Genomic DNA, 26,169 nt, shown 5'->3' with positions numbered 1-26,169 from the left:
CAGATAGTGATTCTTAGTCACTACCTGTTAAATGTTTTATTCTTATTCATTTGTATCGATCCAAATATCATATATGTTCGGAGCCACCGGTGCAGCTGCGGATATCGTAATATGACCGCCTGCTACATATTTACCGGTGGGATGAATGTAATTATTGGCATGTACTTCGATTCCATCCAGCTTTTCTTTCTCAAATAGTGTATAAGGGGAATCGATTATTGTCCCTACTCCGTGATCATTTATTGCTCCATGCTCTCCGCTATCTGTTAAATCACCGGAGATAATGACCCCCTTCGCATTAGCTTCGACAATAATCCCATAGGAGGGCTTATTCGCATTTCCACCTTTTTTCATGTAGTTTTGGGAAACCACAGCGCATGTTACATCGCCTTTAAGCAGCAAGCCGGCATAGCTTAAATGAGATTCTTGTGAGCTGGAGGTGATGTGATTCCTTACGATAAACACATCGCCGCTCTCAACAACGATTGCCTCTTTCCCACTGTAACTTAAATGATTTTCAGAGATAATCGCCCCATTACCCGATTGGATATTAATACCTGCAAACTTTGCATATAAAATATGATTCCCGCTTATTTTATGACCGTATGTGGATTCAATCCCGATGTTACAAGACTGGATTATATTGTTGCTTATACTGCATGAGTCATAGGAGGTCACTCGAACACCGACACCTGAATTAAAAATTGTATTATCAGAAATAAATGCTCTCGAATTACTACCTATTGCACAATTAGTTGAGGAATGTATGGTATTATTCTTGATTGTTAAGGTTGATATAAATCCTTCGATTCCAGTATTGCAGCCATAAATCGTATTTTCATGAACAAGACATAAATGGGATGCTCGAAAACTAATAGCTCTACCAAGAGAGTTTACAATTATGCATTTTGAAATGACCGTGTTGTATGAGCCATTGCTTGTTATGGCAGATGCCGGTGAATGGTTTACATTAATGTTCAGATTCGTTATTACACTACAACTTGTGCCTGAATTTGTAATTACAACACCTTGCCCATTGGACTTCATGACTGTTCCGCTTCCTTGCCCTTCTAATGTCATGTATGAACGCATTAGAATCGGCTCCGTTATATTATAGCTTCCCTCCAGCAGTAGCACCCTGCCTGCTTGCACGGTTAAACGGTATCTGCTTGTTGAGTCCAAGGCTGTATTTAGGGGGGATTTTAAATCAATTGTTTTCTTATCAGCGTTATACATACTGGCTGGTATGACTTGCCCCGCGCCAGTGCCTTCGACAATTTCCAACTGATATCCGGAAATATTATTACCATATAACGCAGAAGATGTATCCGGAAGTGTCACTGTACTACCAGAACCACTTACAACCATTCCCTCTTCTATAACAAAACGGGGCAGACTATTTATTGCTTCATTAATTACAAGCTGATCATCTGTCCCTGTACAAACAAAATCAGCTGCTTTATTCAAAGAATTTGAAGCTGCTATTACAATAGTTGCCGAACTTTGACCTGAAAAGTCCGGAAGATGCGAGAGATCTATTTTTCCAAGCTCATTTAATCCAACATAACCATTCAACTGGTTTTTATTGGCGGAATCCTCAGGAACATAATTGAGTAGAGCTTGCTTCAATGCCAATCCTTCGTCTACATATTGTTTGTTCGCAATATCGAGTTCATCTAAGGGAAGTGCAACCCGCGATCTTCCATACCCATCACGTTTCATGAGGCTATCATTCACTGTATCTGATTGTGCCTCGATAACCCTTGCCACAACAGTATCAATCTCCTGTGGAATAATCTCTGCAGGCAGCTTTGCTGCGCCATTCAGCTTCACGATCTGATTCGGTCCTATACCCGTATTAAGAGAAAGCACCGGATTCAGATTGGGATCTGTCACGATAATATCTCCAGATGCGTCCCCACTGACACTGCTGACACTTCCGTTGCCTGCTTGTGCAATTAGCCTCCAATAAATCGGGTTTGTTGGCAAGGTTCCGGCGCTTGCAGCCTGGATGCAAACGTAGGAGCTGCCGCTATACGAAACTTTATTTAAAGGAGCATAGGCTTTCTCTGCATCATACTCCTCAAAAACAGAAAATCGGTCGACCAAATCATTGGCTGCCGAAATTGCTGTATTTGTGTCTGAAATAGCTTCCGTAGCATCCTCAAGCTTTTCATTCATTTCCTCGATTTTATTTCGCCCATGTTCTACCGTCCCACTCAGGGCTTCTTGAATAACCGCAGCGCTTGCAATACTGTTCTCCAATGCTGTTTCAAGCAAATGCCCCTCAGTAATATCTGCTTCTAATGAAGCAAGAAGTTGAACCATTTCATTTAAGCTTGTTTTGGCCTCATTCGCTGTTCCGATAGAAGCATCCAAGCCTGCTTTTGCCGTAGAAGACGCTCCGGTGCTTTCATCTAGTGTCTCTTTCGCTTCCAACGCGGCTGCAACGCGGATATCCAAGTCAGACTTCATCACGGCTGCGCTTGCAAGCTCAGCTTCTAAATCCGTTTGCAGTGTTGAACCCGTCGTAATATCCTGCTCAAGCCCCTGCTTTAATTCGGAACCTGCTAAAATGCGTCCTGTAAGCTCATCTTCTAGCGTTGCTCCACTTGCTATGCTTGTATCCAACGCTTCCTTCTTAAGAAGACTTTCACTAATGCTTTCGTCTAACTCTACTTTTTTCAATGCTGCATCCCCGGAGCTGGTTTCCAGATTATCCTTCACCAGGCTTGCCGTCGCTGTGCTTTCATCGAGTTCAGATTTTTTTTGAATTGCAGCTTGGATCGTGCCATCCAACTCATCATGAAGTAACGAGCCCCTGGAATGCGCTTCGTCTAGTTCATTTTTAAGTATGCTCCCCGCGGCCAAGCGATCATTCAAGTCTGATGCAGTAGCCTGACCCGTTGCGATAGCCTCATCCAGAACCTGTTTCGAATCGTTTGCAGCAGCCGTCGATGCTTCCAGAATGCTATTTGTTATGCCAGCTGCACTAACGCTTTGTTCCAGATTTGACTTTACTGTGGTTGCTGTAGACACGGCTTCATCTAGCAGAGATTGGACTTCCGCTCCATTCTCTACACGGATGTCCAAGGATTCTTTCAACGTAGATCCCTCTGTAATGCGGCTTCCTAGCTCGTCCTTTGTAGTGCTGGCTATGTCATGAATCTCTTCCAAGGCCAGCCTCGAGCCCTCCGCGGCCAGCCTGCCCGCATCAAGGGCTTCTCTGACCTGATTGGCTTCAAGCTCTGATTGCTCCAATGCTCCTTGAGTCGAATTCGCTGCGGCGATTGTTTGTTCTAAATCCATCTTTAATGCCGAACCAGCGATTGTGTCGTTTTCGAGTTGATGTTTCAGTGTAGTGCCTGTTGCAAGATCAGCTTCAAGCTGATGCTTCAGATTCTCTCCCGCAAGGACGGCTTCATGTAAATCATCGACATGCTGTACAACTTGACTGGCTTGCTCCACAACTTCTTGGAGCGTCTTCGTAACATGGGTTCCGTCCGATTCCACCCAAACACGTTCACTCGAAATAAAGGTATTTCCCGTCCCCATGAAAGTAAAAACAAGGGTTTTGCCATCATTTGAAGGATCAAATTCTACATAACCATGCAGATAGGATACTTTGTACTTCGTATCTGAAACTGTGCCATTGTCAATTTCATGCCACATCTCATTATTCCCCGTTACAATTACCTTCTGGAATGAGTCTGGGATTTCAGGTAATTGTACCAATCCGTTTTTAACCACACGGGTCATCTGAATGGGAATATACGGGTCGGAGTCACTGCCTTTACGACGAACACTAATCATACTTTCTTTATAATCAAAGCTGCTCATACGATCATCCTTTCCTGTTTACGTGATGGAATTTAATGCAAGTCTAAGCCGGTTGATGTCATTGGCATAAACCGTATCCCCAGTGTATCTTAGGGCTGGGACACTGGTCGGGGGATTCATTTCATTGATTGCTTGTACTGCCTGCCTATAGTAATAAGCTTCAAAGACATTCCCTGAATACGCTGTAGTGAAGCTGTAATTCCCCAGACCCTTATAATTTCGGAATTCATTGATTCTGCTGGTTAATCTGTTCCATTCATTAGCTGTCAGGTTAAAACCTCCGCCTGGGCTTTTTGAAATGTCCCAATCAAAATCATAGGGTCTATTTTTGAGCGTTGTTACTTGAAAAGAACGATAGCCGGAATAATTAAGCTGTGTATCAAATGCCCTCACTCTAGCCAAATAAGTGGTGTCTGGTGACAATCCGGTCATAGAAGCATAGGCAGAGCCGCCATATTTGGTCGCACGATGAATCAGATTGCTTCCACTCGAATTATAAAGCTCAAACTCAAATCCACTCATCCCAGAGCCACTGTCCGAACCACTGGCATATAAGGTGATATAATCTTTCTGAACATCTGTTGCATATAAAGTTATAATTACGGGTGCCGTCACATCCAGTGTTCTTACTGTGGTTGTTCCAGAGCTCCCATCACCTACGGAATTGTATGGAGTTACCGCAATGGTATAGACTGTGTATTCATAATCAACTGGAAAAGTTGCTGATAAGGTGCTTGTGCTTGTCTTATAATAGTTGTTGGCATAAATGTTATAACCAGTCGCCCCGGAAACAGAAGTCCAGGATACTTCAACTTTGTGCTGTCCACTGGAATACAGTGCCCTTGCACTGACACTCGGTCTACCGCTCGGAGGCTGAGGCGCAGCTTGTGTAGTAAAGCTTCTGCTTCCGGCAGAATACCAGCTGTCATTCAAAGCTTGTACCTCGGCTGAAGCACTATAGGTTGTTCCTGCGGATAATCCGGTAATGCTCCCCCAGCTTGTGGAGTAACTCGTCCCACTCATCGGTGGGGCATCCGGAAGGTATACATATTTTCCATTAACATACACCCTGGCACTTTTGTAATAGCTCTTGTTCCAATAATTGCTTAGGTCACTTATATACCACTGCGCACCCGTTTGACCGATACTTGTTATATTTAAGATTGCCACTGCATCACCCCTAACATAGGAACAGTAATAAACAAGTTCACTCTATGAAGAATGACCTTGTTATTTAGTATTAGTATGATATTTTTCTATTGCTCTGTAGATGAATAGAACCCTAAAGCTGCTCAAAAAGATACATGATACACTCTCCACGTGGTATAATATTCCAAAACCAAAGGAGGCTTTTTAGCCTTATGAAAAAATATTTGATTGGCTTCATCTCGGGAGCATTACTGGCCACAGTTGGGTCTGTTTATGCTTCGGATGCCCTTGAGAAAGTAGAAGCTTATTTGAAACCACAATCCGTCAAGCTGAATGGGCAATCCGTAGCATTGGAAAACCCGGCCATTGTCTATGATGGAAGCACGTACTTAAAGGTCAGAGACATTGGCAAAATCACAGGCCTTCATGTGGATTGGAATGCTGAGACTGAGACGGTTGAATTGAATAGTGGTAAAGAAAACAGCGTAACCCCATCTCCCGCCAACGATCCGACAATGGCCGATGGCGATATAACTGACTATTTACAAATCAGAGATATAGTTAACGGTCCATTTAATCATGTCTATGACAAAGATGCCAATGTCATGAAATGCTATTTAACTGATCTGCAATATCAAACCTATAAAAGAATAAAATCCAAACAACTTCAAGTACTATTTTTGACGAAGTCTAATGGAAGCTCAGAGGAGCTTGCTAAATATTCAGAACTATTTGGAAATGAATCTTACAGGGAAGCCAAATTGCAGTGGGAATATATTTATAAAGGGCAAACCGTTCTAGTTTTTTATGATGACAAAGATAACTTAACAAAAGACCTGGATATGAAATAAGATTCAGGTCTCTTCAAGCAAATTTTGCCGCCACAGTTAGTCCTGTTACAGTCGCGCTACCAAAATCCCAATTCCCTTAGCATATACTTTCTCCAAAGCTCCTGGTTGAATAGTTACTTTTCCATATTGATTAGTAGGCGGACTCCTCAAAAAGATTCACCACCACCATTCCCGTGATATAATATACCAAAACAATCGGAGGTGTTTAGTTGCATGAAGAAATACTTTATTGGCTTCATTTCAGGAGCGATGCTGGCCACAGTTGGGTCTGTCTATGCTGCGGATGCCCTTGAGAAAGTAGAAGCTTATTTGAAACCTCAATCAGTTAAGCTGAATGGCCAATCTGTCACTTTGGAGAACCCGGCTATTATTTATGATGGAAGTACATACTTAAAGGTCAGAGACATCGGCAAAATTACAGGTCTTCATGTCGATTGGAATGCTGAGACTGAGACGGTTGAATTGAGTAGTGGTAAAGAAAACAACGTAACTACATCCCCCGCCAACGATCCAACAATGGCCGATGGCGATATAACTGACTATTTACAAATCAGGGAGATAATTCATGGTCCATTTAATCATGTCTATGACAAAGAAGCCAATGTCATGAAATGCTATTTAACTGATCTGCAATATCAAACCTATAAAAGAATAAAATCTAAACAACTTCAAGTACTATTTTTGACGAAGTCTAATGGAAGCTCAGAGGAGCTTGCTAAATATTCAGAACTATTTCGAAATGAATCTTACAGAGAAGCCAAATTGCAGTGGGAATATATTTATAAAGGGCAAACCGTTCTAGTTTTTTATGATGACAAAGATAACTTAACAAAAGACTTGGATATGAAATAAGATTCAGGTCTCTTCAAGCAAATTTTTCCGTCACAGTTAGTCCTGTTACAGTCGCGCTACCAAAATCCCAATTCCCTTAGCATATACTTTTTTCCAATATCGTATTTTCAATTACATTGCACCGCTGGGCTAACATAGGAACAGCAATAAACTATATCACACTATAAAGAATGACTTTGTTATTAAGGTATTTCCCAGCATTCTGTAGGCAGACTCCTCAAAAAGATACACCACCACCATTCTCGTGGTATAATATACCAAAACAATCGGAGGTGTTTAGTTGCATGAAGAAATACTTTATTGGCTTCATTTCAGGAGCGATGCTGGCCACAGTTGGGTCTGTCTATGCTGCGGATGCCCTTGAGAAAGTAGAAGCTTATTTGAAACCTCAATCAGTTAAGCTGAATGGCCAATCTGTCACTTTGGAGAACCCGGCCATAGTTTATGACGGAAGCACTTACTTAAAGGTCAGAGACATCGGGAAGATTACAGGCCTTCATGTAGATTGGAATGCTGAGACTGAGACGGTTGAATTGAGTAGTGGTAAGGGGTTCGATTTAGATGGAAACCCTTCATCTATAGCTCAGACTGATGGAATTGAATCCATAGAATTTAAACTAGAAGTATTGGATGACTACATTACCGATTCAGAAGGAACTGCATTAAAATATAAAGATACAATATATTTGCCATTAACAACGGGAGCACAAAAATATAACATTGATAAAAGAGAAATTGTATATACAGTTAAAGATAAAACGGTGTCATTTACAGGGAAATCCATAAATATTCCTATACTCGATAAATTCGAACCGAATTGCGATGGTTTTTTTAAAAATGGGATGGCTTTTGTCAGAGAAGATATTTTCTCTCAGGTAAAAAAATAAGCTCAGTTCACTGAGCTTTCTTTATTCAAGTAAAATATTAATTTCATTATTATTCTCAAGCAATTGCCCCCCGATCGTCTCAACTATCGTTTTGATATCAAAATATTTAGTTCCTTTGTGCTCAATAAATCCTTCTGAAACAACCAGGTACTCGTTAAAATAAGTGCTATTAGATGTAATAGTAATTTTAGAATTTCCTTTCAAAAAAACCATTTGTTGAAAATCGACATTAAACTGGGCATCTCTTTTTGTAACATTTAAGACACCTACTATCACGATTGCAGGAGCGTATATTTTCGAGTTAATTTTTAATAACTCTACCCTATCATTAAAAACCATCTTTATATTATTTGTGTAAAGTTCAGAATTTATAGTATTCATTATCTTCAACACACCTTTATCCAAATTTGGCAGTAACACCAGAAACGTTACCAGAAAAATTTACATTTCCATTAAAAAACCAATTACCAGAGCAGACTATATTTAAATCTCCTCCAATATTGACTTGGGTTAAACCATCGTGTATTTTAAATAAAATATGGTTACCACTATACCAATATGTGTCAGCCCAGCCACTAGTCATAATTACCCTACTTCCATTTTCCGCAGTACGAATCGTAGAACCTGTTATTGTAGTGGAATAAATACCGTTCCCATCTATGAACGTTTGCCCGTTAGAATTCTTTATTTTTATTGCACCATTTTCAATATATAGACCCCTATAATCCAATTGAGCATATGAAGTACCATTGTTTGTCGTAGCTCTAATACCACTACTATCCATAGTGATTGATGTTGGTAAAGGCGCCGTTAGACGTAAGTCACTCCGCAGCAAAGAGTCTTTATTATTAATGACATATACAGCACTGTTATATGCGGAGTCAGCCTTGTTTTGTGCACCACTTGTTGTTTCTTTTGCATTCCAAGCAGCGGATGAGCCAATTAGATGATCTCCAATGGTACCTCCTCCAACTACAATTTGATTTGCATATAGTTTGTCAATATAATTACCATTAATAAGATTACCATTCAGAATATTAGTGCCATTAATACTTAAAGAGGTACAATCTATTGCCCCTTGAATGGTTGCCTTACTCGCCGTTAAATTCCCCGCCATATCCACCCGGAACGGGGCACTAGCGAATGTGGCATTTCCCAAGCTAATTCCGCTTCCATTTGCCTTAAAAATTGCGTTCCCGGAGCCAATATTTAAATTGACTCCGTACATATCCCCCGCTTTAATCTTGGAGGCCGTTATGCCTTCCCCGTCAATCACTGTGGTGCCATCCTTGCTGGTGATTTGAACGGCTCCATTCTGCACATACAAGCCCCGATGATCCAAACGTGCGAATTTGGATACGTCTGAAGTACTTGCGGTAATCCCGTTTCCATCCATTGTTATGGACGTCGGCAGAGCAGCTTGCAGGCGCAAGTCATTGCGAATTGCGGTATTAATCTGCGTCGTGTACGTAGTGGATGTCACCAGCGTTGTATCAGAATAAGCCTTGGATGCAGCGACAGCTTGGTTTGCCTGGGTTTGTGCGTAGGAGTTGGCCGATCTCTCTACACTGTTCCAGTAGTTTGCAGAGGAAATCACCGTATCCGATATTTTCTCCCCGCTGTCTCCCACCATAATTTGATTGGCCCGAAGTTTGACGAATTCACCCAGAATCCCCTTGACCCGTTCGGCCACAATCCGGTCCGGTGTAATGACAGCCCCCCATGTATTCCCATTATCCTGCGTCAGGGCAACAAGTCCATGTTGAATAACAACATATTTATCAGGGTCATTCAAATCCCGGGTGATAATGCCTTTACGGCTAATTTCCACACTCTCATTATTGGAGGCCACAATAGTTCGTTTCGCCGCATCAAAGTCCGCCTGAATGCCTGCATAAATCTCATTGGATTTGGAATAGGCCTGTTCCCACTTGTAATGATTCATATTGACGGAGGTGGAGGTGCTGATGGATTTATATAAATCCTTCAAGAATCTGGCTTCATCACTTAAAAGCTCTGTTACATTGGAGATGGTTAAATTCACGCCGCCGGACTCATAATCGAATTTCATTTCTACAATCTTGGCTTGAATATGGATGCCGAGCTTTTCATAGTGAATCCTGACCATGTCCCCCAATTTCACTTTATCCCAATTATGTTTTTCTTCAAGGCATTCCCAGAAATTGACGATTTCGATTTCCGCCACGACTTTGGGCTCACGGTATTCTTTGAATTGCTCGACTGCCAGGTGGTAGAGCTCCTGCTCATCATCAATACTGTCATTCACAAGCTCTTTCTCAATCGTGTACTGATTCCATTCCGTAATTTGGTCCGGTGAAAAATTCGATTCTACGGCGATTTCTGCCTGCAGCGCTGAAATTTGCCTGGCCGCCGCCTTGAATTGAGCGTCGGTCGCCTCTAGCAAGGCCCGTTGATTCGTGATTTGCTGCTGCTTGGTCTTTTTTTGCGTAACCAATGAACTGGTGCTTTGGTTGTTGGCATTTGCTACTGAGATTTGATCCTCCAAAACGGCAAGCTCATTTTGCAAGGTGGTCAATTCATTGTCTTGTTCAGTCCGAGTTCGCTGCAATTGAGATTGCTGCTCCGTTAGTTCCTTGTATTGCCCATTCTTGCTCTGAACCATAATTTGGTAATCGAGAAGGGCATGGCACAAAGAATCACTCATATACGCGCTATGAGATAGCACTTTTCGCTGCTCATCACGAGCGAAGGGTGCAATAAAAAAAGAATAATCTTCTACATAGTTGGTGCCGGTCGGATTTACACCAGCTATGGATATTCCATCCTTCCCAAACACCTTCAGCCGGGTACAAAAATCATCTGTATTCTGTTGAACGGAGGCTGATCGCAGCAATTTACCGTAAGACACACTAAAGCGTTGATCAACTCCATACTGATCCGGTTGATAGAAATGGATTTTACGGTGAACCGTATCGTAGATCAGCAAGGCATGAAACTTTTCCGCTGCCTCAATCAGCGCATCATTCACATTTTTGGAGGAAATGTCTAATGACCGATACATGGTATCGAAGCTCGCATGCACGTACCCTGGAGACCACAATGTAGACTTCAGTAAATCCTTAAGAACTCGGGTTGCGGTATAGCTGACAACAGAATAGCTTCGGATCAGCTTATCCGTCAGCTCGTAGCCTAATCCATAGCCGTGTACCTGCTTATAATCTTTATCCTCATCCATGGTATCCTCAGGATTCACAATAAGATACCATTCCTCATCACTACCTTTCACAAATTTGATCAGATAACGGTTTTTCAACAAATCCACATGTTGATTCCGTTCCAGCTGATGGTGTACATCCTTTTCATACGGCAGCTTGAAATCCAGTTGGCTGATGGCGCCCAGCTTCAAATCCTGGCTGATATCATAAGCATCATTAAGAATCGCAATCACCTGGCGATTGGGCTTGCATAAATATAGCTTGGGCTTGAGTACATCGCCTGAAGCCACCTCGGCCTGTTCAATCATAGTCCCCCTCCTCTATTGGTGCATAATATAAAACTGATATTTCCACTGAAGCTTGCACTTCCCAAAGATTTGTAATCGATTAGCCCCCTGACTCATCGTCAGAAAGTGACCTTCAAAGTTGTCATACCGGTAGGTCAACGGGATGCTCGTCTCGATGATTTCCTGTTCGAAATCGATCATCAGTCGTTCGTTGTCCAGCAAGCCGGAAACAGTACACCACTGACCGCCATGAGACGTGTTGATAATTTTAAAATCATCGCCCGCACCGATTTTACGGATGTAAACAATCGGCTTACACTCCGTATCGCCCAAATTCTCGAAGGTGTAGTCTGCCCCGGCAGCAGCGTTTGCCGAATAATCGAGCAGGGCTGATGTATAGACGGGGGAATAGGCATATGGACCATTGCAGCGGAATTTCAGAGTTACATAACCGGACTGGAGTCCATTATGAACAAGCTCCGGGCTGTCTACAACCAAACAATAATAAATCACATTCAAATTGTCGGAGAATTGAAGGGGAGCGTAATAGCCCTGCCCGGTGAGCCATTTTGCGGCACGACGAAGCAGAGCTGAATCCCACGCATGCTCAAAAGCAAATGTCACCGAAAATTCCAGCGGCGACTTCTGCAGGCCAAAAAAGTAGGGTTTATCACGCCCTCGGATTATCTGCTCCTTAATCGTTCTTGCGGCCGCGAATGGCTCCGCGCTTAGGCCGCTATCTATGTTGACATTGGTGATACCATACGCGTCGGAACGCTCCCCATTAAAAATAAAATGTTGACTTGAACGAATGGACATTGTTTCACCTCGCAAAAAAGAAGACCTCTTCTGAGGTCCCCCAGCTTATTTGTATCTGCCTAACTGCATACCGCTTTTAATCTTGTTAAAAAATGCACTGACTCCGTTTTCATCCCCCGTCAGTTTATCGATATTGACAGACAAATGTATCGTCGTATCCCCGGCAACTGCCGTATTCGCAGCAGGGATGCGCAAGCTGCCGAAATCCGGCATGAACTTTTGAATAATACTTTTTATATTCTGGATCGGGCTATTCATGACTACTTCGGATTTACGCAAGATGGCCGACACCTCATCGGAGCCTAAATTGTCAAGCCAGTGGTCAAAGGACGTACCAGGAACACCAACCTCCCCCCCTTGATGATAAAGCGGTTTGCCGTTCTTAAACCAGGTCCCGTTACTATAGGATATACCGGCATCCGGACCAAAGAGTTTAGAGAGCTCCTGATTAGCCTTTTCATATTTCTGCCGAAGCTCAGCGTTTGAAGTAGCTCTCCAAGCGTTACTGTTATTTATCATTTGCTGAATGATGCTGTCTTCATCCATCCGTTTCCCAACTGTTGCATTCGCAGGTGACGACGATGATTGCTTTAGAACGCCCATTTCCCCATAGGGTTGATTGGCCAGGTTGTTAAACAACTGAAGTGCAGCTTCAACCTTTGCGATCAAATTTGTGGAAATAGATTGACCTATAAGGTCCGTTTGGGTACTGATGTTCGTTTTAAGAGTTTCCATTTGGGTTGTAATCCCTGTCACATGCCCCCCCAATAAATCTTGCTGCAGCTTGGCATACTCTGCATCATTGTTCAGCATGTTATTCCAATACAACTGATAATCCTTCTTTTTTTGTTCCCACGTGGCCTTGTTCGCCTCATAAAGAGCATCTTCTTTATTTTGTTCCACTTCGATTTCTTTTTGCTTTTGAGCTAACAAATCATCGAAATTTTGCTTGCGCAGAGCAATCTGGCGGTCGTACTTCAGCTTCTCGATTTCATTTTGCTTAGAAGCATATTCCTGCTCCAATTCTTTCTGCTTGGCCTTGCCCTCCAGGGATTCATCCAGCTGATATTTATTAATCTGGTCCTGGATAGCTTGAGCCTCCTGCTGCTTGGAGGTCAGGTCACTTTGATAACGCTCGGTTTCAACCTCTCGGTCCAAGGATTGTGTCAGTTCACGGATGACAGCTTCATACTGCTTCAGTTCATCATTCAGATTTTTACTGGTGCGCTTATGTCGTTCATCCTCCGCAGCCAGCAGTTCATCATAGTACGCTGCGTAAGCCTCGGAGAGTTGGCCGATAGCTTCCGTTATATTGGATTTCAGCTTGCCCTGCATATCCTTCTGGACCTGATAAATCTCTTTCTCCGCTTCCTTGCGCTTCTCCGCATTCGCATCACGAATTGCTTGAATCTGCCGTTCGGCTTCAACTGAATCATGCTCATAGCTGCGTATCTTTTCAAATAAGTCCGTAAAGTATGGATTGTCGTCAGCATGATTGTTCAGGACGCGGTTCCACGCATTAAATTCATCCTGAACACTCAGCCGATCAAAAGACTTTTCGCCTTCAATCCAGTCTTTGGAGTGCGTGAAACGGGCTTCAACCAGGGATTGAGCATATCTCTCAGCAGATTCTTGAGCGGCCCCTATATCACCCGTCATTTCCTTTATTTTATCGAAATTGGCACTCCAGGCTTGTTTGAGCTGAGACAATTGGCTGAACAGCAATTCCGCAGCCTTTTTTTGATCCTCCAGCAAATCCAGATCCCGATTACGGGCTTCAACAGTTAAACTGTTATTGTCATGGATCGTCTGGGATTGTTCAGCAAGCTTGTTCAGATAATCATAATATGCTAGCGAAGCATCCCCGCTTGGATTAAACCACGCGTCAAAGAATGCCCTGTTTGTCTCTTTAGAGGTGTTTAGCTTTGCATTGTCATCCCTATTTCTCAACCCTTCGGCATAGATCTCCAACTGCGCATTAGCCGCCGCGATTTCGTCCATGGCCCCACGCTGCTGCTTCAGTAACTGATTGCTTTCCATGATAGCTTGAGTAAAATAGGTTTGTTTATCCGCCGCTGATTTCTGGCGGTTAGCCAGTTTCTCAGTCAGACTAACCTGCTCTTGCATTAATCGGATATTTACCAGCCGAGCCTGATATTCTTGATTGAAGGTATCAATGAATTGCTTTGTGGCATCCTGTGCTTCCAATGCCTCTTTAAGCTGATTTTCCTTGACACTTGTGCTTTTATTGGAGCTCGTCACGCCGAAATTCGGATCGTTCACCAACCTCTGAAGCTCGGCAATTTGCAAATCCAATGATTCATTATTTTGGATATATTGTTGAAGGGCTTCAATGGCCGAACGCCGCTGCGCTTTTTTTGCAATTTCTGCTTGCTGCTGCGCATGCTCCTTCTGCTGACGTTGGTCCAGGAAAACCTGAACGCCCGGGAATGGTTTGGTCGGTTGAAGCTTGGCCTGGGCTGCAAACGGCGAAAGGGCATTGGCGGCAGGTTCCTCAGTCTTGTTCTCTTCCTCAGTTTCTTTATTCAGATCTGCTATTTTTTGCTTTGCTTCTTCAACTGATTTGATATTTTTTAACTCGATATTGTATAAGCGTATACGAGCTAAAGAATTGGCTAGTGTCGCGGTTGTTGACCGTTTTTCGGCCTCTAAATCTGCGATTGCTTTTTCAACCTTTGCTTTCCGAACCGCTTGTAGTGCAGAAAGCTCTATTTTATAGCTATCTCCAACCTTAGTGATGCTTCCTGCCAGTTCCGGATATTTAAGCAGTAAGTCAGATACCTCACTTGCATGCAAGGACTGGCCGTGTGCCAGACTATAAATGACTTGATTTAAGTCCTTGACCTCAGCTGTTGAATTCGCAAAAACCGATTTCATTTTCTCGCGCATGGTCTCAAATTGCTTCCCACTCTCAACTAACTGGGGTTTGACCGAATTATTCAGTGTTGAGGAAATTTGACTCAAGGCTTGAATAACCTGAGGATTGTCCTTATAAATCTCTTTTAATCGACTCGTAAACTGCTCAACGGACTCGGACGACCGTAATGATTCGATGATTAGGGTAGATTGGGATAAGAAATCGGCTTCGGACATTGTCACTAAATCCAGATGCTCAATGACCTTGCTGATTTGTTCCTTGTATTCCTCTGCGATAGTGATATTCTTATCCGTACTTGCCAAGTCAAGCAGCGATCGAAAATATGATTTAGCCTCAGTGCTAGTTCGGCTGAGCTCATTTCTAAGCTTGACCAGCTCCATTTTTGAGGCAGCAAGCCGCTTCTTCTCAGACTCATAGAATGTTTGGGAACCCTTCGTCCTATAGGCCCCCGTGTTATTTTGATAATTGGTAATTAACGTCTCACTATTCTGGATACTCTCTTTCTTCTTCTCAACACTTCGAAGCAGATCATTTCGTGTTTCTATATTTTTCTTGATATCCAGGACTGTCTCTTGACGGGCTTGCTCCGCTTGCGCCTTGGTCAATTCCCGTGTGTAATCAATTTCTTGTTTTAACTGCTGGCCTACTTTTAAATGAGTCCTGCCCTTCTCATCAATCTTTTCTACAAGACTCGGCAGCAAATTCCCAAGTTGTTGTGTAATCTGAAAGTATTCTTTTTCCTGAGCCGGACTGGCGAATTGCTCCCCATTGAATGTTATACCATTCAACTCTTCATAGGTAGCAAGCAATTTCTCAACTTCTGTCCTCTGGCTTCGATAGGATTCAAAAATACGTTTCTCCTGCTGCTCCTGCTCCTTCCTTTTTTCATTCACTTCAGAGGTTTTATTGATGATGAGTTCTAAACCGAAGCCAATGGCCGCTAATCCAGCACCAACAAGGGTAGAAGCAAGAAATGAACGCACCGCTGCCTTAGCTGCGGTAGCCGTAATCGTAATCCCGCTGAAAGCAGCAGATAGCAAGTTTCCGGAAGCGGCAGCTGTTCTAAAATTTGCATGTAATAAAATAGCCGCCATTCCTGTCGCACCAAACAGCACAGGCAGTACCCCTACTTTATCTATCAGGGCCTTCATCCCTTCGCCCACACTTACCGCTGCCTGCAACAAGGAGATCATGGTATTGTTAACAACGGCATCACCCATCGTCAATGATAAGTCCTGCCAAGAAGTCCGCACTAAGCTTATTCTCGCTTCTAATGACTGCATGTAATTGTCATTTTCTCTGAAGGCAGATCCATTGGAGCTTAGGGACGTTCGGGCAGCTTCCATCGCATAGGAGTAGTTATCCATTAATGCCATGAAATTCGACACCTGGGTACGACCGCCTATTGTGACTGCAATACTTTCTCGCTGCTCTTCCGATAGTAAGCTCCATTTTCCGGCAAGATCTTCAAGGATATCGCCGGCGCCTCTCATTTCTTGATTCATATTCCGTACGGAAACACTAACAGATCCCAAAATAGCATCCGATTGGGATAATGTTGACAGTCGGCTATAAATATCCTTCAACCCACTGCCTGCTTCTTTTCCACCCTCGTTCGTTGCAGCCGTAAGTGCCGTTACATGACCGAGAAGCTGATCAAGACTGACCCCATACGTTCCGGCCGTTTTCCCGGCCGTATTCAACGCCTCGGTCAAATCCTTTGTAGATACATCATACCTGCCGCTAACTTCGTTCAGTTTGTCCGCAATGGCAATACTATGAGATGCTTCTACATTAAAGGCGTTAATTGCTGTGTTCAATGCTTCAAAAGATTCATCCGGTGTGAGCTCGGAAATGTTCTGCATAAGCACAGCGGTTTTTGCTAAAACAACCGCATCTTCTGCCTTGAAGCCCTGGAGGGTCATACCTTGTGCAGCCTCGTTCACTTCTTTTAGGGATCGGCCAAGTTCTTTGGCAGTTGCAATGTTTTGGCGCAGAATTTTATCAAAATCGGTATCCATATTCATAGCGCGGCGTAAACCATTTACCTGCCTGTCCACATCGATTATCATCACCGTCACTGCGGACAAAAACTTATATAAATAACTCAGGTAGTTGCCGAAAAACGATAGCCGCTTTTCTGTCTGCTCACCCGCAGCTTGAATTTGATTCGTTATTTGGGTAATTTGTGTAAACGTATTTTGATTAATGTTCGTGGTCAAGCTTAATCTTTTTAAGGAAGGATTCCGTTCAATACGTTGAATGGATTCGTTTAAGCTTCCAATAATTTGTGCTGTATTTAAGCTTGTATTGAGTAAAATGGTTAATGAACTTCGATTTTCAGCCATTGTCCCCCCCCTTTCTTTAAAAACAAAAGGAAGCAGCCTGAATGCTAGCTTCCTCTAATATTATTGCTGCTGTTCATCCTGTTTCGGGTTTCTCAAATATTGCTTGGCTTCGACTAAAGCCTCTGCTTCGGCACCTTCCAATTTCGTCCGATCTAAGAAAGTTAAGATGTTCTGCACCACATACTCCGGCAATTCATAGTTAAACATATATATTCCTCCTTCAGTTTTTATTGGCATGAGGTTGAAGAGACTGTTCAATAACCGCTTCCCCAAAAATAGTTCCTGTGTTACGTGCGGCTTTAAGCACTTCCTGCATAATCAGTTCCAACTGCTCTTTAGGAAAATGATCATAGACCTCTTCCATTATTCCAGTATCCAGCAGCATATCCGTTACTTTGATTAAATGTTCGATGTTCTTAATTGCGGGAATCGGAACATCTGTAAACTCTTTTAGAATTAATGCGTAGAGAAGAGATAGCGATGCGGCAATCGTTTCATCGGTCACTTCTTCGTTTCGCTTCAATTCCTGCAAAACCGAAAAATATTGCACCATCACACGGCGGATCTGAGATTTCCGGAAATGGAGTTGAATTTTAACATCATACTTATCTAGAATTCGAATTAGCTTCTCTTCATTTAAAACCGAATTTTCTTTTTGAATAGCGGCTGCAGTAAGCTTTGTGGATTTTGCCATCTTATGTGTCTCCTTTTCAAATAAATAATAAATCTTATATGAATCCCTTATGTTCAAAAGCCCTGTGTCAAGAGCTTCTCAAGATAAGCAAGGCAGGGATGAGCCCCTGCCTTGAATGCCTGTTATTCCTCTAACAAGTCGATCACAACCATAGAGGTAGACTTTGTGTCCTTCAACACCTCTGCTGAGAAATTGAACGGCTTCGGATCCCCTGTTGCCGCCATTTCAATTGTGAATTCATTCAGGATTTTGAGCTTGGGAATAGTGAAGAGCGCTGGAACGTCTTGTCCCTCCTCATTTCTCCACAAGGTTTCTCCTTCCAGCAAATACGTCCCGGCAAATTTATCCGAGCTGATGCTCAGAGATTTTTTGTTGGCCGCATTGTAATAGTAGTCAACAATAACCTGTTCCCCTGCTGCTGGAGCATCCGCACCCGACAAAGTCGCCACAGTCACTCCACCATCCTCTGTAAAAGAAGCGGTCAGTTTCCCGCCTTCCATCGAAATACCATCCTCTGTTTTGTAAATAAATACCGGATAGTCTGCTTCCGAGGTTACTTTATGGGATAGCTTCACTTCCTTACTGCCTGCGTTATCCACGACCCGCAGTACTTCCTTTTTATGAACGGGACGTGAGGATTCCTTAAAGGAATCTCCAACCAACAGCCCTAGCGATGCTTTACTAATTAAAGCATCCTCCATCTTCATGGAGATTTCCTTCTCCGAATCCCAACCGATTAGCTTCGGATTCCCTCGGCCACCGCGGGCATATACGGTGGTTGCTTTAGATTCCAGGCTGGAGGTAGTCAGACTTTCCAAATAAACGACAGGTTCCTTGGTTACAACATCCTTCAATACCACATTACAAATTTCACGTGTGCCGTACCTCATACACAATTCCTCCTAGGAAATAAATAAATTTTGAGTTATGTTAGTTTGGAAATCCAATGCTTGAATTGAATCTGTTTCGAATCTGCACCATGCAGCAGGGCCTGAATGTTCATTTCATAATCATCCAGCAGCTTCATACGGCTAAATTGGTTATGAAATTGAAACATGTTCAAATCGAAAACATTAAACAGATTAAGACCATTAGCACGGGAGCATAGAATGGAGATTAAGTCGGAGAAGTTTAGACTTTCATCCGTGTCCTCCTGCTTCAATTGATGAATTTTCTTTTGATTTCGAAGCATTTGCTCTTTAATTTTTCTGGCCTGCTCGTTTAAAGGATTGAAGGCCCCTTCTTCTGCTGATCGGATACAGTTCTGAATTTTAATCACATGAATGATTTGCTGAAATGCCTCTGAAGAAACAATGCTGCCCCCAATACTCAGTCCTTGCTCCCGATGATATTCAATATCCGTTCTCAAAAATAAAGCCAAGCTCTTCGTATATTGATGGATAAGCTCCGCTTGGTTTGAGAGGAAAATAACGTCGGCAATACTGAAATCCGCAGGAATGTGCCTCGCTGCTTCTTCTCCAAACAATTGCTCCTGGTCTAAGGTGACGAGATTAAGTGCCTGGATATATGAACCATGACCCATTAAAATGATTTCTTTGAGTGTAAGAGGGAAAATTTCAATGCCGTTAATAGTTGTTGGTAACCGGGCTAATGTATTAAGTTTGATACTTTCTACATCCATCTCGTTTATCCTCAATTAAAATCGACGGTTTTGTACACCAGATAACTGCCGGTATACAGTTCATTGAGAACAAAGTCATTCATAACGTAGAATTCCAGCTTACCAATTCCAATCCCCCGCTGTTGGTTAAACAACTCGTCAATTTGATTCAGCATATAATCCACTCGCGTTCCTCCCTGGGCTACCGGCAGCAAATCCGTATGAGTAAACACGTGAAAGTAGATAAGCCCTGATTTAAAGGTTTGTTTAACAGGTTGGAATTTCTTCAATGTCACGGTGATATACGTTCGAGGTTGCTGATCGATTTTAGGAACGAACCTGTAGGAGTAAATTCCCTGATAAATTAACCCCGAAGGATCCTCAACAGCCGGTTTATTTAAAAAGTCCGGTTCAGTGTAAAATAAAGCTTTGCACAATTGTTCTGAACCAACCATACGATTAATAATTTTATTCTTATAATCTGTAAGCTCAGCTAATCTGGTCATAAGTGAGACACTGTTCACCTCCTGTATACGAATTGCAGACATCCGGCATATGCGTCATTGCTGTAAAATGATGATTGTTTCTTTAACAATCCCTCCCTCCTTCTTTTCCGGCTGCCCCTTACATTTAGTTAATAGGAGATATGAATGCATTTCGTAACTTTTTCCTGTAAAATATTATTATTTATTTAATTTTTATCCATTTTCCTTTTGGCATCACATTTTTTACATTTGCTTTGCAGTCCATCCTTTTTCCGTTTGTCTTTTGAGAAATTCCTCTCACTAGGCACAAGCCATTCACTACAACCAGTGCAGCACTTTAATGCATACCCGTTACGACGGCTGATATACTTCTCCTTGCCGCTTAAATAAGCTTCAGCAAGCAACCTGGGTATTTTTTGCTCAACTGCATATCTTATAGGCTGCTCGTCATGATAGACAACACTGGATTTTAACGCCACGTATATCTCATGGACCGTAAAACCTTTACAGTATAATCGAAGTACCTGCTGCTCTTCCTGGTTCAACTGGGGTTGTACTTCTTCAAGTAATGCTTCAAAATCAAATAGTATACTCCATAAAGGATGTTCAAACTTAAACTGCAGGCTATCTCTTAAGTCTGGGTAGTGTTTGAGTAGATTTTTTATATGAGAGGGATTATTGAATTCAATCCGGTTATTGGAAATTTCTATCCAATCGCCCTCCCCGGCCCTTTTGCCATGTTCGTACTTATCCGCAAAATACCCTGTATCGCTCTCAAAATTATAGACTGTGCTCCCTGATGTGATTCGCTTAAATTGAATATATCCTCGTAAACTATCACGTACCTCATACAATTGTTCTGATAATTGTTTGTATAGTTGTTTTAATTTGAACAACTCGGAGCGCCCGTAGTGAAATATAATGTTTTCTTGTATTCGCCGCCTATCTTCAGGTGTGTAACCATATTTGCTATAACCGAGTTTCTGCCCTAACATATCAATACACTCTTGAATCTGCTTTACATCCTTTAATTGCATATCTTGTGGCGTAAGTCTGGTTCTTGCCTTAAACCGTCGAAGAGACTCTTTTTCCCTAATCTTCTTTTCTATAAGATTTCTTTGGAGACGCTGGATTTCCGAATCCTTCCCCTCCGTTTGGCATCCCAATTTCTCAGCCATTCCATGCAAGGATGATTCACGAAGCTTTAGCATTTTGACCTTATTATTGGTAAGAATGGTAAGTCCGTCATTAATCTGGTGCACGTTGTTTTTTCCATTATGAAGAACTCGGCGATTTATAAGGTAACGAATATTATTTGCACGATGTGTGTTCAACACCCTTCCTTCCCGATCAGATTTGAATTCCCGCTCATGTTGTTCGTTTCTATATTCAGGAGTAATTAAATAGGTAGCAATACGCTCCATAGCCTTCCATTGTTTTTGATCTTCAGCCAGCTGATTCACTTTCGTTTTAATCTGTTGCCCGATAAATCCTGGCGAACTGCAATAATCCGTAAACCATTGTCTTTGCCCTTTGCTACTAAAAAATTGATTAACAGATTTCATGCGCTCCTCACAATAAACGAGCCCAAAATTTAATTGGCTTGAATAATAATTAACCCTGTCAAACAGTGTTTCCTTGACATTCCAGATATCCATCCCGTTCCCCCTCCTTATTAAGTGAATAAATAATTCATCCTTTAAAATAGGAACATATGTTTGTAATAAGGATACCATGTGTAGTTATTTTTTTTACGACAGCTTAAGGCCACGTCTAGGTCACTAATTTCCAAAAATTTCATGAATTAAATAATTTTTCGTATTAATTGATTTCGTGAATATCCTGCCCCAAAAAATAAAAACCGGATGCCTGATAGGATGAATTAGGCATCCGCTTATTTTAATCGTAGTGTCGATGAGCATTTCAGAGCAAAATTGCTGCTGCACATATGTCAGTCATTATAGCCTTTGACGGGAAAGCGATCCTGCTCAGTTATTCCCCTTTGCCCGGGTCTGAGCTATAATTGAAAGAAAAAGCACAGTGTCCAGAGTACTTTTGCGATGCTTTTTCACCTCTGTGCTACAGGAGAGAAAACATGTACAAACTGATTTGCATTGATATTGACGATACGCTCATTAACGACAAGCGTCAGGTAACGGAAGGAACCAAGGCTGCTCTTGCAGCTGCAATACAGCGCGGAGTGACGGTTACCCTGGCCACCGGACGGATGCACGCCTCCGCCCAGCAGCTAGCCAAGCAAATGGAGCTGAATGTGCCGCTGATTTCCTATCAAGGATCGCTGATCAAAAATGCGATGGACGGCAAGGTGCTCTACGAACGTGCGGTTCCTGAGGAAGCGACGCGAATTATTTTTGATTTCTGCGAGGCCAACGGCCTGCACCTGCAGTACTATATCCAGGATCAGCTGTACACCAAAGCTGATAATGAACGGACACGGGCGTATTGCGAGCTGTCCAACATTCCTTTTACAGTGGAGCCGGATTTCTCCAAGCTGCTGGCTTCGCCTTCGACCAAGCTGCTGATCTATGAGGATTCAGATAAGCTCGATGAGCTGATGCCCGAATTTGCCCGCCTGCTGGAAGGCAAAAATGTGCATATGACCAAATCAAAGCCGTATTTCCTCGAATTCACCCATAAAGAAGGAACGAAGGGCCAAGCGGTAGCCCATCTGGCCAAGCATATCGGCTGCGAGCTGTCTGAAGTCATCGCCATCGGCGACAGCTGGAATGACCGCGACATGCTGGAGGTTGCTGGACTTGGGGTGGCTATGGGGAACGCTGTAGATGCCTTGAAGGAGATTGCCGATTACATTACCCTTTCAAACAACGAGGACGGCGTGAAGCATGTCATCGACAAGTATGTGCTGAATGCGGTAGAAGCAGAGAAATAAGATAACCCTGCCTATAAATTTAAAAAATTAAAACGGTCCCTTCCTCTCAAGCCGCCAGGGCTGAAATGGAAGGGACCGTTTTTTATTCAAGTGCCAGATTAATCAATCGCATTAAACAAGGTGCTGTGGCTGTCTCCGTTCCGTATTATTTCTTCATCGCGAGACGACTTCCTTTTCCCACGCACGCGAATCCCAAGCGCTTGTGGGAAAGCACAAGATAGAGCGCACGAATAACGTTGGCCCGGTCTTATGACCGAGTCATATATACTTGACTACGCGTGGGGGTCAACCGACCGCCGCGCAGCAACGCGTGCTTGGAGGTCAAGCTCGCTGAAAAATCTGCCATGCGACGCTGCACCACGTACCAAAAACAACTTATGGGGTAAAACATGAAGTCAGTTTAATAAGTCTACGGAATATGGTTCAGTGACATGCTGCTTCTCCTAGGCCCGCTTAAAGCAGGTTTCGCCGATAGCCAGCACACGCAGCCGCTGATCCGGCAGCTGGCGCTGCGCCCACGCGCTGTATAGCCGCTCCAGTGCCTCCGGGCCGGTGTCATCAGCCAGCCGATAGGCTCCGTAGTGCATCGGTACAAACACGGCTTCACGGCTGTCTAAATCCAAATAGGCCTGAACGGCGTCCTCAGGATTAATATGTGAAATCCTCATAAACCATTCCGGTTCATAGGCCCCGATCGGCATAAATACAGTATCGATTGTAAACCGGCTGCCAATCTCACGAAAACCACGGAAATAACCGGTGTCCCCTGCAAAATACAAGGTTTCGCGCTGCCCTTCCAAAACCCAGCCGCCCCAATGAGACGTATTCATGTCCCACAGTGAACGGCGGGTCCAGTGCTGGGCCGGCACAAAGTGCAGCCGAATACCCTGATGCTCGAAACACTCCCACCAATTCGCCTCGGTCACCTGCCAGTAGCCCTTGCGGCGAAATAACGCCCCCAGACCGGCCGGCACGAAATAAGCCGGCTGTCCGGGAAGCCTCGCGAGTGTCGGAAAATCCAAATGATCATAGTGTCCGTGAGAAATAACAACCACGTCAATATCCGGCAGCTCCGAGATCGCCCAGCCCGGCGCGGTCAGCCGCCGTTGAAACCCCATCCGTCCGGCCCACACCGGGTCCGTCAAGATGTTCAAGCCATCCAGTTGGATGAAAAACGTAGAATGACCGATCCACGTGTAGCTGAGAGCCGAACGATTATTCCGTACCTCTGCGGTTTGCTTCCGCTCAGCCTGAGGCAATGGAGTGGTCAAATCCTTGACCTTGGCTTTTCGCTCCGCCCGCCATTTCCGCATATCCGCAAATGTATGCTCATTACGGACACCGTCCAGGTTCTCATAACGGCGTTTTACCATTTGTTATTCTCTCCTTGCCTCTGACTTGGTGCTGGAACGCTTCCTGCTTCACGCCTCACGTTAGGAAAAACCGCCCTACTTAGTCCATTTGCACAACGGCTGTCAGTGGACACTCCTGTATGGGCCGCCTCCCACGCTTTTCGCCCTTTACATGCAGCTACATCGTCTGAGCCAGGGGCGCATCTCCGGTTTGGCGCGCTGCGGTGCCCTGCACTGCCTGCTTGGCGAATGCGGCAATCGCTTGGGCCGCCTCCCGCCCCTGACGAACACAGTCCGGAATCCCGACACCGTTATAGCCCGCACCGCATACGACCAGGCCCGGACGGTGTTCATTCAAATATTCACGCAGACGCCGCACATTCTCCACGTGTCCGACTGGATATTGCGGCATGGAACGCAGCAGCCGCGTAATTTCGGTAAACTGCGGCTCCGCCGAAATTCCCATCAGCTCCCTCACGTCATGACGCACACGTGCAATGATTTGCTCGTCAGGGGCCTGGACGAGCTCCTCTTCCCCGCTGCGACCGACATAGCACCGGAGCAGCAGCCCGCCGTCCGGCGCGGTGTGAAGCCATTTCACCGATGTCCAGGTGCTTGCTGTAATGCTTCGCCCTTCCCTGCGGGGGACGAGGAAGCCCGTACCATCCAGAATTTGCGGCACATCCTCCTTCCGGAACGCCATGACAACGTTGGCTACAGACACATAAGGCATGGCGGCAATGGGGTCGTAAGCAGGAACATCTCTCAGCAGCTCTCCCGCAGCATAAGTAGGCAATGCAATCACCACGGCATCCGCATCTAGCGTGCTGCCATCCGTCAGGCGCAGCCGGTAACGCGCTGCCCTGCTCCTCTGCTCCTGGCCTGAAGCAGACGTGCTTCTGTTCGCAGTCCGTCCCTCTTCAGCAGTTAATGCAGCCTGACCGTCGGCAGGCCGCATGACTGCCTCCCGTGCCATACCGTCCCTAGTGTCGATCTCAGCGCTTCCGTTCCGCTCCAGCCCTTCTACACCAACGCCCGTCCGGATGCTGATGCCGTTACAGGCTTCCACAAGGCGGTTAATTACCGTAGACAAGCCTCCCTTATACGTGAGGAACATGCTGTTTTGCGCGATATTAGGCAGCCCTTTCGTTTCCTGTCCGTTCGCCCGCCGATTCATCATCATGCCGCGAATCAGGCTGCCATGCTTCCGTTCCAAAGCCTGAAACTGCGGAAACGTGCTCTGCAAACTGAGCGCGAACGTATCTCCGGCGTAAATCCCGGCGAGCAGCGGCTCGGCGACACGCTCCAGCACCTCTCGGCCCACACGGCGCGTCAGAAACTGCCCCAGCGACTCATCCCCTTGCTCCTTACGCCGGGGAAGAACCAAATCCAGCGCCGCACGCAGCTTGCCCTTGGGGGAAATAAGTCCGGTCTTCAAAAACGGGGTAATTTCCGTCGGAATCCCGAGCACAAGGCCCGCGGGCATTCTGTGCAGCTTGCCGTTTTGTAAAATGTATGTTTTTTTCGCGGCCGGGTTCGTGCCTGTCAGCTCTCCTTCCAGTCCCAGCTCCCTGCTCAGCTCGATAATCGGAAGCTTGCGGGCCAGAAAAGAATCGGCCCCCTTCTCGATGACGAAGCCTTCCTTATGGAGGGTGTGTATTTTGCCGCCAAGCCGGCGGGATTTCTCCAGAAGCGTAATTTCCGCAGCGATGCCTTGTTCACGAAGCTGCTGCTGCGCGTAATAAGCCGCACTTAACCCGCTGACTCCCCCGCCGATAACGGCCAGCCGAAAGACGCCTGCTTGTGTGCCCATAGCCAAAACCCCTTTCTTTCTCGATTGGGAAAAAACGGACCCTTTTCGCCATCAATAAACGATGCGGCAATTTCACTTCGCTCTATACGATGAAATAAAAGCAGCGCCGTCACAGTTTCCCGTTCAGCACCGCTTTGTTATATCTGCTTCCTATATGTCTGCAT

18 protein-coding genes are annotated in these 26,169 nt (G+C 44.4%); 4 read left to right on the top strand and 14 right to left on the bottom strand.

The window, feature by feature from the left end; genetic code table 11:
* Positions 1-42: 42 nt before the first annotated feature.
* Together WBG83_RS22575 and WBG83_RS08750 are read right to left on the bottom strand one after the other, a co-directional pair.
* The gene (locus tag WBG83_RS22575) at positions 43-1,047 is read right to left on the bottom strand and encodes a right-handed parallel beta-helix repeat-containing protein (RefSeq protein WP_442955815.1); all 1,005 of its coding nucleotides are present in this window, start codon (positions 1,045-1,047) and stop codon (positions 43-45) included.
* A 2,811-nt stretch (positions 1,048-3,858) separates the two neighbouring features.
* A complete protein-coding gene (locus WBG83_RS08750) occupies positions 3,859-5,010 on the bottom strand; it encodes a hypothetical protein (protein ID WP_336744531.1) in 1,152 nt (383 codons plus the stop codon).
* A 191-nt stretch (positions 5,011-5,201) separates the two neighbouring features.
* On the opposite strand from WBG83_RS08750, the gene WBG83_RS08745 reads away from it, so the two are divergent.
* The 3 genes from WBG83_RS08745 (at position 5,202) to WBG83_RS08735 (ending at position 7,579) form a co-directional block, all read left to right on the top strand.
* Positions 5,202-5,840 carry a stalk domain-containing protein gene (locus WBG83_RS08745; RefSeq protein WP_336744529.1) on the top strand — a complete coding sequence of 213 codons (639 nt, stop codon included), beginning with the start codon at positions 5,202-5,204 and terminating at the stop codon, positions 5,838-5,840.
* Positions 5,841-6,053: 213 nt separating this feature from the next.
* Positions 6,054-6,692, top strand: coding sequence for a stalk domain-containing protein (locus WBG83_RS08740; protein ID WP_336744528.1), 639 nt, complete (start codon positions 6,054-6,056; stop codon positions 6,690-6,692).
* 284 nt (positions 6,693-6,976) lie between these two features.
* Positions 6,977-7,579 (top strand): stalk domain-containing protein, encoded by a 603-nt coding sequence (locus WBG83_RS08735; RefSeq protein ID WP_336744526.1) that lies wholly within the window; start codon positions 6,977-6,979, stop codon positions 7,577-7,579.
* Positions 7,580-7,600: 21 nt separating this feature from the next.
* Here WBG83_RS08735 and WBG83_RS08730 read toward each other — a convergent pair whose 3' ends face one another.
* The 10 genes from WBG83_RS08730 to WBG83_RS08685 all read right to left on the bottom strand — a co-directional run bounded on the left by WBG83_RS08730 (position 7,601) and on the right by WBG83_RS08685 (position 21,587).
* The gene (locus WBG83_RS08730) at positions 7,601-7,960 is read right to left on the bottom strand and encodes a hypothetical protein (RefSeq protein WP_336744524.1); all 360 of its coding nucleotides are present in this window, start codon (positions 7,958-7,960) and stop codon (positions 7,601-7,603) included.
* Positions 7,961-7,976: 16 nt separating this feature from the next.
* Positions 7,977-11,084 carry a phage tail spike protein gene (locus WBG83_RS08725; protein WP_336744522.1) on the bottom strand — a complete coding sequence of 1,036 codons (3,108 nt, stop codon included), beginning with the start codon at positions 11,082-11,084 and terminating at the stop codon, positions 7,977-7,979.
* A gap of 12 nt (positions 11,085-11,096) precedes the next feature.
* On the bottom strand, positions 11,097-11,882 hold the full coding sequence (locus WBG83_RS08720) for a phage tail domain-containing protein (protein ID WP_336744521.1): 786 nt from the start codon (positions 11,880-11,882) through the stop codon (positions 11,097-11,099).
* A gap of 45 nt (positions 11,883-11,927) precedes the next feature.
* Positions 11,928-17,129, bottom strand: a complete 5,202-nt coding sequence (locus WBG83_RS08715; protein WP_336744520.1) for a phage tail tape measure protein — start codon at positions 17,127-17,129, stop codon at positions 11,928-11,930.
* A 60-nt stretch (positions 17,130-17,189) separates the two neighbouring features.
* Positions 17,190-17,336, bottom strand: a complete 147-nt coding sequence (locus tag WBG83_RS08710; protein WP_336744518.1) for a hypothetical protein — start codon at positions 17,334-17,336, stop codon at positions 17,190-17,192.
* A 13-nt stretch (positions 17,337-17,349) separates the two neighbouring features.
* Positions 17,350-17,823: a hypothetical protein gene (locus WBG83_RS08705; RefSeq protein ID WP_336744516.1), complete on the bottom strand. Its 474-nt coding sequence runs from the start codon at positions 17,821-17,823 to the stop codon at positions 17,350-17,352.
* A gap of 122 nt (positions 17,824-17,945) precedes the next feature.
* The gene (locus WBG83_RS08700) at positions 17,946-18,713 is read right to left on the bottom strand and encodes a hypothetical protein (RefSeq protein WP_336744515.1); all 768 of its coding nucleotides are present in this window, start codon (positions 18,711-18,713) and stop codon (positions 17,946-17,948) included.
* Between the two features lie 35 nt (positions 18,714-18,748).
* Positions 18,749-19,465, bottom strand: coding sequence for a hypothetical protein (locus WBG83_RS08695; RefSeq protein ID WP_336744514.1), 717 nt, complete (start codon positions 19,463-19,465; stop codon positions 18,749-18,751).
* Between the two features lie 11 nt (positions 19,466-19,476).
* The gene (locus WBG83_RS08690) at positions 19,477-19,950 is read right to left on the bottom strand and encodes a hypothetical protein (RefSeq protein ID WP_336744513.1); all 474 of its coding nucleotides are present in this window, start codon (positions 19,948-19,950) and stop codon (positions 19,477-19,479) included.
* Positions 19,951-20,135: 185 nt separating this feature from the next.
* On the bottom strand, positions 20,136-21,587 hold the full coding sequence (locus tag WBG83_RS08685) for a hypothetical protein (RefSeq protein ID WP_336744511.1): 1,452 nt from the start codon (positions 21,585-21,587) through the stop codon (positions 20,136-20,138).
* 437 nt (positions 21,588-22,024) lie between these two features.
* Here WBG83_RS08685 and WBG83_RS08680 point away from each other — a divergent pair, with 437 nt between their 5' ends.
* The gene (locus WBG83_RS08680) at positions 22,025-22,840 is read left to right on the top strand and encodes a Cof-type HAD-IIB family hydrolase (RefSeq protein ID WP_336744510.1); all 816 of its coding nucleotides are present in this window, start codon (positions 22,025-22,027) and stop codon (positions 22,838-22,840) included.
* Positions 22,841-23,283: 443 nt separating this feature from the next.
* On the opposite strand, the gene WBG83_RS08675 is transcribed toward WBG83_RS08680, so the two are convergent.
* Both WBG83_RS08675 and hemG read right to left on the bottom strand, forming a co-directional pair.
* The gene (locus WBG83_RS08675; protein ID WP_336744508.1) at positions 23,284-24,213 is read right to left on the bottom strand and encodes an MBL fold metallo-hydrolase; all 930 of its coding nucleotides are present in this window, start codon (positions 24,211-24,213) and stop codon (positions 23,284-23,286) included.
* Between the two features lie 157 nt (positions 24,214-24,370).
* Positions 24,371-26,005 (bottom strand): protoporphyrinogen oxidase, encoded by a 1,635-nt coding sequence (gene hemG / locus WBG83_RS08670; protein WP_336744507.1) that lies wholly within the window; start codon positions 26,003-26,005, stop codon positions 24,371-24,373.
* Between the last annotated feature and the right edge of the window lie 164 nt (positions 26,006-26,169).

The sequence above is a fragment of the Paenibacillus sp. y28 genome (assembly GCF_037137075.1).
GTDB lineage: Bacteria > Bacillota > Bacilli > Paenibacillales > NBRC-103111 > JBBBNV01.
Note: the sequence above shows the minus strand (reverse complement) of the source record. Positions and strands in the feature narration are given on the sequence as shown.